Origin of the sequence: Streptococcus mitis (assembly GCF_002860865.1) — a bacterium.
Classification (GTDB): Bacteria; Bacillota; Bacilli; order Lactobacillales; family Streptococcaceae; genus Streptococcus; species Streptococcus mitis_AT.
Genome location: NZ_PKIE01000004.1, coordinates 90,144 through 103,290 on the forward strand (window position 1 = coordinate 90,144; position 13,147 = coordinate 103,290).

Annotated in this window: 8 protein-coding genes; 7 read left to right on the forward strand and 1 reads right to left on the reverse strand. The window is 36.0% G+C overall.

Going from position 1 to position 13,147, the window contains the following annotated elements; translation table 11 throughout:
• Positions 1-401: 401 nt before the first annotated feature.
• Positions 402-6,971: a S8 family peptidase gene (locus CYK18_RS07540; RefSeq protein WP_101785917.1), complete on the forward strand. Its 6,570-nt coding sequence runs from the start codon at positions 402-404 to the stop codon at positions 6,969-6,971.
• Between the two features lie 487 nt (positions 6,972-7,458).
• Positions 7,459-7,770, forward strand: a complete 312-nt coding sequence (locus tag CYK18_RS07545) for a hypothetical protein (RefSeq protein WP_101785919.1) — start codon at positions 7,459-7,461, stop codon at positions 7,768-7,770.
• A 74-nt stretch (positions 7,771-7,844) separates the two neighbouring features.
• Here CYK18_RS07545 and CYK18_RS07550 read toward each other — a convergent pair whose 3' ends face one another.
• Positions 7,845-8,204 (reverse strand): DUF3397 family protein, encoded by a 360-nt coding sequence (locus CYK18_RS07550; protein WP_101785921.1) that lies wholly within the window; start codon positions 8,202-8,204, stop codon positions 7,845-7,847.
• 91 nt (positions 8,205-8,295) lie between these two features.
• Between CYK18_RS07550 and mnmL the strand changes: the two genes are divergently transcribed.
• From mnmL to CYK18_RS07580, 5 genes are all read left to right on the forward strand, one after another.
• Positions 8,296-9,252, forward strand: coding sequence for a tRNA modification radical SAM protein MnmL/YtqA (gene mnmL, locus CYK18_RS07555; protein WP_101785922.1), 957 nt, complete (start codon positions 8,296-8,298; stop codon positions 9,250-9,252).
• Positions 9,236-9,793 carry a tRNA 5-(aminomethyl)-2-thiouridylate-methyltransferase MnmM gene (gene mnmM, locus CYK18_RS07560; RefSeq protein ID WP_180948027.1) on the forward strand — a complete coding sequence of 186 codons (558 nt, stop codon included), beginning with the start codon at positions 9,236-9,238 and terminating at the stop codon, positions 9,791-9,793. Before mnmL ends, mnmM begins: the two co-directional genes overlap by 17 nt.
• The gene (locus tag CYK18_RS07565; RefSeq protein ID WP_101785926.1) at positions 9,786-10,040 is read left to right on the forward strand and encodes a hypothetical protein; all 255 of its coding nucleotides are present in this window, start codon (positions 9,786-9,788) and stop codon (positions 10,038-10,040) included. The genes mnmM and CYK18_RS07565 overlap by 8 nt, the downstream gene beginning before the upstream one ends.
• A gap of 11 nt (positions 10,041-10,051) precedes the next feature.
• Complete coding sequence (locus CYK18_RS07570) at positions 10,052-12,106, forward strand: cation:proton antiporter (RefSeq protein ID WP_101785928.1); 2,055 nt, start codon at positions 10,052-10,054, stop codon at positions 12,104-12,106.
• 141 nt (positions 12,107-12,247) lie between these two features.
• Entirely contained in the window at positions 12,248-13,108 is an 861-nt protein-coding gene (locus tag CYK18_RS07580) for a YihY/virulence factor BrkB family protein (protein WP_101785929.1), read from the forward strand.
• Positions 13,109-13,147: the final 39 nt, after the last annotated feature.

Sequence of the window (13,147 nt, forward strand, 5' to 3'; positions counted from 1 at the left end):
TATGTAGAAAATAACCGTTAAGTCTTATTCTTAGCGGTTTTTTATATTGTTTCATAGCGCTGATATTTCATCAATGATGTTTGACTTTGTGATGTTGCTAGTGCTTTAATTTGATTGCTACTATTTTTGATGGTGTGAATGTTGTGATAATGTACCCTAGCTAACTACGAAAGTTTTTGACTCTATATTTTTAATGTGTGTTAAAAAATAAATTAATGCATATTAATTTTTCTTGACTTAAATTTTTTTAATTGATATACTATTTTCAGAGAGTTAACAATTATATATAAATGCACTACTCTATTTCCTAGATAATACTTAGTAAAACTTTTTATAACAAAGGCTAGCAAAGTTAAAGTTTTCTATCTATTGGAAGTTAAATAAATATGTAAGGAATTAAAATGAAAAAAAGTACAGTATTGTCATTAACCACAGCTGCAGTTATTTTAGCAGCATATGTCCCTAATGAGGTAATCCTAGCAGATACATCTAGTTCTGAAGATTCTTTAAAAATATCTGATAAAGAAAAAGTAGTAGGTAAACAAAACGAAAACAAAGAAAAACTTGAAGATATTCATAATGCTATAGAAACTTCAAAGGATACTGAAGAGAAGAAAACAACGGTTATTGAGGAAAAAGAAGTTGTTAGTAAAGAATCTGTGAGAGATAATAAAACTAGCAATGAAGAAGAAAAAATCAAAGAAGATTCCAATCAATCCCAAGAAGATAAAGCGGACTCGTCTGCAAGTAAAGACCCAGAAAGTCCCAAAAAAGAGGATAAACTTGTCTATATTGCTGAATTTAAAGATAAAGAATCTGTAGAAAAAGCAATCAAAGAATTATCCAATCTTAAGGATACAAAAGTTTTATATACTTATGATACGGTTTTTAATGGTGTTGCAATAGAAACAACTCCAGATAATCTGGACAAAATTAAACTAATAGAAGGTATCTCATCGGTTGAACGATCACAAAAAGTCCAACCGATGATGAATCATGCCCGAAAGGAAATTGGAGTTGAAGAGGCAATTGATTACTTAAAATCTATCAATGCTCCATTTGGGAAAAATTTTGATGGCCGGGGTATGGTCATTTCAAATATCGATACAGGGACAGATTATAGGCATAAGGCCATGAGGATTGATGATGATGCTAAAGGCTCAATGAGATTCAAAAAAGAAGACTTAAAAGGTACTGATAAAAATTTCTGGTTGAGTGATAAAATCCCTCATGCTTTCAATTATTATAATGGTGGTAAAATTACTGTAGAAAAAGCTGATGATGGGAGCGATTATTTTGATCCACATGGGATGCATATTGCAGGGATTCTTGCGGGAAATGATACTGAAAAAGATATTAAAAACTTTAACGGAATAGATGGAATTGCTCCTAATGCACAGATCTTCTCTTATAAAATGTACTCTGACGCAGGATCTGGCTTCGCAGGAGATGAAACAATGTTTCATGCTATTGAAGATTCCATTAAACACAATGTCGATGTTGTTTCGGTATCATCTGGTTTTACAGGAACAGGTCTTGTAGGTGAGAAATATTGGGAAGCTATTAGAGCATTAAGAAAAGCAGGCATTCCAATGGTTGTAGCTACAGGTAACTATGCGACTTCTGCTTCAAGTTCTTCATGGGATTTAGTGGCAAATAATAATCTGAAAATGACAGATACTGGAAATGTAACGCGAACTGCAGCACATGAAGATGCGATAGCGGTCGCTTCTGCTAAAAATCAGACAGTTGAGTTTGATAAAGTCAACATAGGTGGAGAAAATTTTAAATACAGAAATATAGGGGCCTTTTTCGATAAGAATAAAATCACAACAAATGAAGACGGTTCAAAAGCTCCTGATAAATTGAAATTTGTATATATAGGCAAAGGTCAAGATCAAGATTTGATAGGATTGGATCTTAAGGGCAAAATTGCAGTAATGGATAGAATTTATACCAAGGATTTAAAAGATGCTTTTAAACGAGCTACGGATAAGGGCGCACGTGGCATTATGGTTGTAAATACTGTAAATTACTACAATAGAGATAATTGGACAGAGCTTCCAGCTATGGGATATGAGGAGGATGAAGGAACTACTAGTCAAGTTTTTTCAATTTCAGGAGATGATGGTGTAAAGTTATGGAACATGATTAACCCTGATAAAAAAACTGAAGTTAAAAGAAATAGTAAGGAAGATTTCAAAGATAAATTGGATCAATACTATCCAATTGATATGGCAAGCTATAATTCTAATAAACCGAATGTAGGTGACGAAAAAGAGATTGACTTTAAGTTTGCACCTGACACAGACAAAGAATTGTATAAAGAAGATATCATCGTTCCAGCAGGATCCACATCTTGGGGACCGAGAACAGATTTGCTTTTAAAGCCTGATGTCTCAGCACCAGGTAAAAATATTAAATCTACTCTTAATGTCATTAATGGGAAATCAACTTATGGTTATATGTCAGGGACTAGTATGGCAACTCCAGTCGTAGCAGCTTCTACTGTTTTGATTAGACCGAAGTTAAAGGAAATGCTTGAAAGACCTGTATTGAAAAATCTTAAGGGAGATGACAAAATAGATCTTACAAGTCTTACAAAAATTGCCCTACAAAATACTGCACGTCCTATGATGGATGCGACTTCTTGGAAAGAAAAAAGTCAATACTTTGCATCACCTAGACAACAGGGAGCAGGGCTAATTAATGTTGCCAATGCTTTGAGAAATGAAGTTGTAGCGACTTTCAAAAACACGGATTCTAAAGGTTTGGTAAACTCTTATGGTTCTATTTCTCTTAAAGAAATAAAAGGAGATAAAAAATACTTTACAATTAAGCTTCACAATACATCAAACAGACCTTTAACCTTTAAAGTTTCAGCATCAGCGATAACTACAGATGCTCTAACTGATAGACTAAAACTGGATGAAACATACAAAGACGAAAAATCTCCAGATGGTAAGCAAATTGTTCCAGAAATCCACCCAGAAAAAATCAAAGGAGCAAATATCACATTTGAGCATGATACTTTCACTATAAGCCCAAATTCTAGCTTTGATTTAAATGCGGTTATAAACGTTGGAGAGGCTAAAAATAAAAATAAATTTGTAGAATCATTTATTCATTTTGAGTCAGTGGAAGAAATGGAAGCTCTAAACTCCAATGGGAAGAAAATAAATTTCCAACCTTCTTTATCGATGCCTCTAATGGGATTTGCTGGGAATTGGAACCACGAACCAATTCTTGATAAATGGGCCTGGGAAGAAGGTTCAAAATCAAAAACAATGGAAGGTTATGATGATGATGGTAAACCAAAAATTCCAGGAACCTTAAATAAGGGAATTGGTGGAGAACATGGTATAGATAAATTTAATCCAGCAGGAGTTATACAAAATAGAAAAGATAAAAATACAACATCCCTAGATCAAAATCCAGAATTATTTGCTTTCAATAACGAAGGGATCAACGCACCATCATCAAGTGGTTCTAATATTGCTAAAATTTATCCTTTAGATTCAAATGGAAATCCTCAAGATGCTCAACTTGAGAGAGGATTAACACCTTCTCCACTTGTATTAAGAAGTGCAGAAGAAGGAATGATTTCAATAGTAAATACAAATAAAGAGGGAGAAAATCAAAGAGACTTAAAAGTCATTTCGAGAGAACACTTTGTTAAAGGAATTTTAAACTCTAAAAGAAATGATGCAAAGGGAATCAAATCTTCTAAGCTAAAAGTTTGGGGCGACTTGAAATGGGATGGACTCATCTATAACCCTAGAGGTAGAGAAGAAAATGCACCAGAGAGTAAGGATAACCAAGATCCAGCTACTAGGATAAGAGGTCAATTTGAACCGATTGCAGAAGGTCAATATTTCTATAAATTTAAATATAGATTAACCAAGGATTACCCATGGCAGGTTTCCTATATTCCTGTAAAAATTGATAATACAGCCCCTAAGATTGTTTCTATTGATTTTTCAAATCCTGAAAAAATTAAGCTGATCACAAAGGATACTTATCACAAGGTAAAAGATCAATACAAGAATGAAACTCTATTTGCGAGAGATCAAAAAGAACATCCTGAAAAATTTGACGAGATTGCCAACGAAGTTTGGTATGCTGGCGCCGCTCTGGTTAATGAAGATGGAGAGGTTGAGAAAAATCTTGAAGTAACTTATGCAGGTGAGGGTCAAGGAAGAAACAGAAAACTTGACAAAGATGGAAATACCATTTATGAAATTAATGGTGCAGGAGATTTAAGAGGAAAAATCATTGAAGTCATTGCATTAGATGGTTCTAGCAATTTCACAAAGATTCATAGAATTAAATTTGCTGATCATGCTGATGAAAAGGGGATGATTTCCTATTATCTAGTAGATCCTGATCAAGATTCATCTAAATACCAAAAGCTTGGCGAGATTTCCGAATCTAAATTTAAAAATTTAGAAAATAGAAAAGAGGATAGTCTTAAAAAAGATACAACTGAGGAAGAAAATCATCAAGACAATGAAGAGTCTATCGAAGAAAAATCTAGCTTGACTATTCATAAAACTATTTCAACAATTAGAGAGTTTGAAAGTAAAGACTTGAAGAAACTCATTAAAAAGAAATTTAGAGAAGTTGATGACTTTACAAGTGAAACTGGTAAGAGAACAGAGGAATACGATTATAAATATGATGATAAGGGAAATATCATTGCTTATGACGATGGTAGTGCCTTAGAATATGAAACTGAAAAACTTGACGAAATAAAATCAAAAATTTATGGTGTTCTAAGCCCATCTAAAGATGGACACTTTGAAATTCTTGGAAAGATAAGTAATGTTTCTAAAAATGCCAAGGTATATTATGGTAATAAATATAAATCGATAGAAATCAAAACGACCAAGTATGATTCCCACTCAAAAACGATGATATTTGATTTATACGCTAATATTAATGATATTGTGGATGGATTAGCTTTTTCAGGAGATATGAGATTCTTTGTGAAAGATGATGATCAGATAAAAGCTGAAACGAAGATTAGAATGCCTGAAAAAAATAAGGAAACTAAGACAGAATATCCGTATGCATCAAGTTATGGGAATGTAATAGAATTAGGAGAAGGAGATCTTTCAAAAAACAAACCAAACAATTTAACGGACATGGAATCTGGTAAAATCTATTCTGATTCAGAAAAACAACAATATCTGTTAAAAGATAACATTATTCTAAGAAAAGGCTATGCACTAAAAGTGACTACCTATAATCCTGGAAAAACGGATATGTTAGAAGGAAATGGAGTATATAACAAGGAAGATATAGCAAAAATCCAAAAGACCAATCCTAATCTAAGAGTCCTTTCAGAAAAAATAATTTATGCTGATAGTAGAAATGTTGAAGATGGAAGAAGTACTCAATCAGTATTAATGTCGGCTTTGGACGGCTTTAACATTGTAAGGTATCAAGTGTTTAGATTTAAAATGAACGATAAAGGGGAGGCAATCGATAAAGATGGAAATCTTGTAACAGATCCTTCTAAACTTGTATTATTTGGTAAAGATGATAAAGAGTACACTGGAGAGGATAAGTCCAATGTAGAAGCTATAAAAGAAGATGGCTCTACGTTATTTATTGATGCAAAACCAGTAAACCTTTCAATGGACAAGAACTACTTTAATCCATCTAAATCTAATAAAATTTATGTACGAAATCCAGAATTTTATTTAAGAGGTAAGATTTCTGATAAGGGTGGTTTTAACTGGGAGTTGAGAGTTAATGAATCTGTTGTAGATAATTATTTAATCTACGGAGATTTACACATTGATAACACTAGAGATTTTAACGTTAAGCTTAATGTTAAAGACGGTGACATCATGGACTGGGGAATGAAAGACTATAAAGCAAACGGATTCCCAGATAAGGTAACAGATATGGATGGAAATGTTTATCTTAAAACTGGCTATAGCGATTTGAACGCGAAAGCGGTTGGAGTACACTATCAATTTTTATATGATAATGTTAAACCAGAAGTAAACATTGATCCTAAGGGAAATACTAGTATTGAATATGCTGATGGCAAATCTGTAGTCTTTAACATCAATGATAAAAGAAATAATGGATTCGATGGTGAGATTCAAGACAAACATATTTATGTAAATGGAAAAGAATATAAATCATTTGATGATATTAAACAACTAACAGATAAGACACTAAACATTAAGATTGTTGTAAAAGATTTTGCAAGAAATACGACCGTAAAAGAATTCATTTTAAACAAAGATACGGGAGAGGTGAGCGAATTAAAAGCTCATACGGTGACTGTGACCATTCAAAATGGAAAAGAAATGAGTTCAACGATAGTGTCGGAAGAAGATTTTATTTTACCTGTCTATAAGGGGGAATTAGAAAAAGGCTATCAATTTGATGGCTGGGAAATTTCTGGTGTCGAAGGGAAAAAAGACGCTGGCTATGTTATTAATGTATCAAAAGATACCCTTATAAAACCTGTATTCAAGAAAATAGAGGAGAAAAAGGAGGAGGAAAATAAACCTACTTTTGATGTATCGAAAAAGAAAGATAAGGTGCAAGCAAATCATAGCCAATTAGATGAAAATTACAAAAAGGAGGATTTACAAAGAGAAAATCATTCACACAAATCTGATTCAACTAAGGATGTCACAGCTACAGTTCCTGTAAAAGTAAATTATAGTCAATTAGATGAAAGTCAAAGATCTGATTCAACTGAGGATGTCAAAGTTACAGTTCCTGATGAAAATGATAAAAACTTTGAAAATAAGAAGGAAGTTTATCTTAATGAACCAGAGAACATAGATAATAAACATACCAATATTGATAGTAAATCAACTACTAACAATGATAGGTTGCCAAAAACCGGAACAGTTAGCGAAGTCTTCACGTCATTAGTTGCCGGAATAATGTTTACTGTAGGTGCATTTCTTGGATTGAAGAAAAAAGATCAAGATTAAGACAAAAGCTATAGAAAAATGGTTTGTGTACTGAGATTAGATAGTGTGATGATGAAACAATTTTGTGAAAATAGCCATTTATAACTCAATTATTTAGTTTACTTTACTATTGATACTCTTTTTGGATTTATTAATGGACTTAGTTTTGACAACTAATGAATTGATTGAAAGGGTTAGTATTGACAATATTGGTCATATTAATTAGAAAATAGAGTCTATCAAAATTTAAAGGTTAATGGAGGTGATGAGACAATTTCAAGGAATTAAGTAGCGTTTGGTTGCTTAATTCCTTTTTATTTGGAAGGAAGTTTTTCACCTGCTTCCTTATTTTATTGCTATTATTCAACCACTTAGACCGATATAGAGACCAGATAGGCAAAAGAACTTGTTCTTGAAACTGACCTCTGCTATAATGATTTGTGTAAGGGACGGGAGGCATCAATATCAGATAACTCAAGTTCCTAAAAACGAAATTGGAGATAAAGAAATGAAAAAAATATTGGGGATTGTATTTTTAGTGGCAGCAGCGACAGTATTGTATTTTGGTTCTGTTGGCTGGCCAACTTTGGACATTAACCTCTGGTCATTGATTCCGGTAGGCTTGTTCCTCTTTTTCACTCTAGAGAATCTTTTGAAAAAGGATTACAAGGCTAGTCTGATGTGTTTGATTATTGACTTTATTATTGCGAATGCAATTTTGGACCTTTTGCCAATTTCAAGTGGCTTGGTGATTGGAGCAGGTGTGCTAGCTTGTGTAGGTATTGGCTCTCTATTTCCTGATAAAGAAAATAGGAATTGATGAAAAAGTATATAAAGAAAAAAACACTTCAATCACTGTATTCAGTTTGATTGAGGTGTTTTTGATTTAGTTTTTTATTTCTGAGCCATCAATTCAACAATCATCTCGATATACATGACAAGGATTACTAAGAATCCTGCACGCCAGAAGAATTTGATGAATTTAGGATAGTAAAAGCTACGTTTTTTCAAAAGAAAGAAAAAAACGAGAATAATGGCTAGGAGTGAGAGGGCTAGGCCCAGTCTAGGGAGGAAATTATGGGTAAAGGTTTTAGCTGTAATCAGGTAATACTCAAATACCAAGACTGGAAAGGCCAAATCCGCAAAATTTCGTCCTAGTTTTTTTAATCTAAAAAGTTTGGTTATGATGATGCAGACTACTAAAGTCAGTATCAATAATAAAATAGATGCTAATTTCATTAAAATCATATCCATATTGTATCATAAAAAATTGCTAAAGGAAACGAGAAACAGAGGAATTTATAGGAAAGTCAGGCTTTTGAGATTGTGGGTGATTTTTGTTATAATGAAAGTTATGAAATCTTATAATACCTTGAATGATTATTATCGAAAACTCTTTGGAGAAAAGACCTTTAAAGTCCCTATTGATGCGGGGTTTGACTGTCCCAATCGTGATGGGACTGTGGCTCATGGAGGCTGTACTTTTTGTACAGTTTCAGGTTCTGGAGATGCTATCGTAGCACCGGATGCGCCTATTCGTGAGCAATTTTATAAGGAAATTGACTTTATGCACCGTAAGTGGCCGGATGTTCAGAAGTATCTGGTTTATTTTCAAAATTTTACCAACACCCATGAAAAGGTAGAAATCATCCGAGAGCGCTATGAGCAGGCTATCAATGAGCCAGGTGTGGTAGGAATCAATATCGGAACACGCCCAGACTGTTTACCAGACGAAACCATCGAATATTTGGCTGAGTTGTCGGAGCGAATGCATGTGACGGTTGAATTGGGCTTGCAGACCACTTATGAAACAACCTCTGACCTGATTAACCGTGCCCACTCTTATGAGTTGTACGTGGAGACGGTCAAGCGTTTGAGAAAGTATCCCAAGATTGAGATTGTTTCCCATCTTATTAATGGCTTGCCTGGTGAAACCTATGAGATGATGATTGAAAATGTCCGTCGCTGTGTCACGGATAACGATATTCAAGGGATTAAACTGCATTTGCTCCATCTTATGACAAATACTCGTATGCAACGAGATTACCACGAAGGACGTTTACAGTTGATGAGTCAGGACGAATATGTTAAGGTCATCTGTGATCAACTGGAAATCATTCCCAAGCATATCGTTATCCATCGAATCACAGGAGATGCACCTAGAGATATGCTGATTGGGCCTATGTGGAGCCTCAATAAATGGGAAGTGCTAAATGCTATTGAAACTGAAATGCGACGTCGTGGAAGTGTTCAAGGATGCAAGGCTGTAAAACAGGAGTTTGAAAATGAAAAGACCACTTGAGATGGCACATGATTTTTTGGCTGAAGTAGTTACAAAAGAGGATATCGTAGTGGATGCGACTATGGGAAATGGCCATGACACGCTTTTTCTGGCCAAGCTAGCCAAGCAAGTCTATGCTTTTGATATTCAGGAACAAGCCTTGGAAAAGACCAAGGAGCATTTGAACCAAGCTGGAATGACAAATGCCCAGTTAATCTTGCAAGGTCATGAGACACTGGACCAGTTTGTGACAGAAGCCAAGGCAGGGATTTTCAATCTGGGCTATTTACCATCAGCTGATAAGTCTGTCATCACCCGACCTCAGACGACTATTGAAGCATTAGAAAAGCTGTGTAGCTTACTTGTCAAAGGTGGACGAATTGCTATTATGATCTACTACGGTCATAATGGAGGAGATCTCGAGAGGGATGCTGTCTTGGATTTTGTTAGCCAGTTGAACCAACAAGAGTACACAGTTGCCATTTACCGAACTTTAAACCAAGTCAACAACCCACCGTTTTTAGTAATGATTGAAAAATTAGAGAGATATAGACATGGATAAACAATACCTACGTGAAAAGCTGGATACCATGCGCCAGAATTTTGTTGAATCAACCCACCATGAACGAGCGGTAGGCGTGCTAGATCAAGCGCATATGAGCAAAAAAATGCTTAAAATCAAGAAAAAATTAGTTGCTCTTGAAATGGAACGGTGCCAGAGAAAAATTGAGCACAAAGACTGTTCCAAGATTGACCAAAAAATCAAAGAGCAGAAGGAGATATTTGAATCTTGTTGTAAAAAAGATTAAGGAGGTCTTGCGTGGAATTACTGATTTACCTCATCCTATTTTTAGTGGTCTTGATTGTCTCAAGTACAACCAATAAACTCCTGCCCTTTTTGCCTCTCCCTTTGGTGCAAATTCTTTTGGGAATTGTGATTGGTCTCTTTTTACCCAATACCGACTTTCACCTCAATACAGAGTTGTTTTTGGCCCTGGTTATCGGGCCCTTGCTTTTTCGAGAGTCGGAAGAAGCGGACATTACAGCTATTTTAAAACACTGGCGAATCATTGTTTATCTCATATTTCCAGTGATTTTTATCTCGACCCTGAGTTTGGGTGGCTTGGCCCATCTTCTTTGGCTCAGTCTCCCCTTGGCGGCTTGCTTGGCTGTTGGGGTAGCTCTTGGCCCTACGGACTTGGTTGCCTTTGCTTCTCTTTCGGAGCGTTTTAGCTTTCCTAAGCGCGTGTCCAATATCCTCAAAGGTGAAGGTCTCTTGAATGATGCTTCTGGCTTGGTGGCTTTTCAGGTGGCCTTGGCGGCTTGGACAACTGGAGCCTTTTCCCTTGGACAAGCTGGTAGCTCGCTCATCTTTTCAATTCTAGGTGGTTTTTTGATTGGCTTTTTAACAGCCATGACCAATCGTTTCCTCCATACTTTTTTGTTAAGTGTGCGCGCAACGGATATTGCCAGCGAACTTTTATTAGAATTGAGTTTGCCTCTGGTGACCTTCTTCCTGGCAGAAGAAGTTCATGTTTCAGGGATTATTGCCGTTGTGGTTGCTGGGATTTTAAAGGCAAGCCGTTTTAAGAAAATTACACTTCTAGAAGCCCAAGTGGATACGGTGACTGAGACAGTCTGGCATACAGTGACTTTTATGCTCAACGGTTCTGTCTTTGTGATTTTGGGAATAGAGTTGGAAATGATAGCAGAGCCTATTTTAACCAATCCAATTTATAATCCTCTACTCTTGCTGGTATCTCTTGTCGCCCTTACCTTTGTCCTCTTTGCTATTCGTTTTGTCATGATTTATTGCTACTATGCCTATAGAACCAGACGTCTCAAGAAAAAGCTAAATAAGTATATGAAGGACATGCTTCTTTTGACCTTTTCAGGTGTCAAGGGAACGGTGTCGATTGCTACGATTCTTTTGATACCAAGTAATCTAGAGCAGGAGTATCCTCTCTTACTTTTCCTTGTCGCAGGTGTGACGCTTGTCAGCTTTTTAACAGGCCTCGTGGTCTTGCCTCATCTTTCTGATGAACAGGAAGAAAGCAAGGATTATCTCATGCATATCGGCATTTTGAATGAAGTAACGCTAGAGTTGGAAAAAGAGTTGGAAGGCACCAGAAATAAACTTCCCCTCTATGCGGCTATTGACAATTATCATGGACGTATTGAAAATCTCATCCTGAGCCAAGAAAATAAGGGGGCTCAAGAAGACTGGGAGGCCTTAAAACTTCTCATCCTCAGTATTGAAAGTGATGGTCTAGAACAGGCCTACGAAGAAGGCAAGATGAGTGAGCGTGCCTATCGAGTTTATCAACGTTATTTGAAAAACATGGAACAAAGTATCAATCGCAAGTTTGCTTCACGATTGACCTATTATTTCCTTGTTTCCTTGCGGATTTTACGTTTTCTCCTTCACGAAGTCTTTACCTTAGGAAAGACCTTTCGCAGTTGGAAAAATGAAGAATCACAGAAACTTAGAGCCCTTGACTATGACCAAATTGCAGAGCTCTATCTAGAAAATACAGAGATGATTATCGAAAGTTTGGAGAACCTTAAAGGGGTTTATAAGAGTTCTTTAATCAGCTTCATGCAGGATTCTCGTCTCCGAGAAACAGCTATCATCACCAGTGGTGCCTTTGTCGAACGGGTTATCAATCGTGTTAAACCCAACAATATCGATGAAATGCTGAGAGGCTATTATTTGGAGCGCAAGTTGATATTCGAATATGAAGAAAAACGATTGATTACGACCAAGTATGCCAAGAAGTTACGACAAAATGTCAATAACTTAGAGAACTATTCCTTGAAGGAAGCTGCCAATACCCTGCCTTATGATATGATGGAATTGGTAAGAAGAAATTAGTTAATACTCTTCGAAAATCTCTTCAAACCACGTCAGCTTTATCTGCAACCTCAAAGCTGTGCTTTGAGCAACCTGCGGCTAGCTTCCTAGTTTGCTCTTTGATTTTCATTGAGTATAAGATTGTAAGTGAAGGAGTGTGATATGAAAAAGTGGTGGAAAGAGCTGATAGACAAGCCTTTAGTAAAAGCTTTTTTGCATTATTATCAAGCATCAGATAGTGAGTTGACCAGTGTCGCCGTAGCCTACTATTGGTTGATTTCGATTTTTCCCCTTCTTTTGGTGGTGGTCAATATCCTCCCTTATTTTCAGATTCCAGTTTCCAATTTTTTAAAGGTAGTCAATGAATTCTTGCCCGATACCATGTATGATGTGGTCGCAAAGATTATTACAGAAGTGCTGACCCAACCGTCAACGGGTTTATTGAGTTTTGCGGTTTTGTCAGCCCTCTGGACCTTTTCAAAATCCATGAATTTCCTACAGAAAGCCTTTAATAAAGCTTACGGAGTAGCAAAAAATCGTGGGATGATTTCTCATCAACTCATGAGTTTGTTTGTCAGTTTTGGCTTACAGATTCTCTTTGCCTTGGCTCTATTTTTGAGTGTTTTTGGTCGCATGCTTCTCAACCTTATCAAAAGTTACTGGAAATCGGATAGTCCTCTCTTTGATTATCTGCAAGACCTAACAGGCCCTTTGGTCTATGCTTTGATTTTTGCAATCTTGGTCATGCTTTATTATTTCCTGCCTAATGTTAAGGTCCGACGAATTCGCTCTGTATTGCCGGGTAGTGCCTTTGTCATGCTGACTCTGGTCTTACTACTTAATATCTTTTCAGTCTATGTCAACAATTATGTCAATCACCTAGTGGACGTCCGTTTTTTCAGTTCCATTGTCGTGGTGGTCATGATGTTCTGGTTTATTCTTATCGCTAAGATTTTGATTGTCGGTGCGGTAATAAATGCCAGTGTGCAGAGTTTGAAAGATCCGAGCTTGAGAACAGACTAATTTATTTTTTATCTATTACAAAACGCATACTATCAAGGT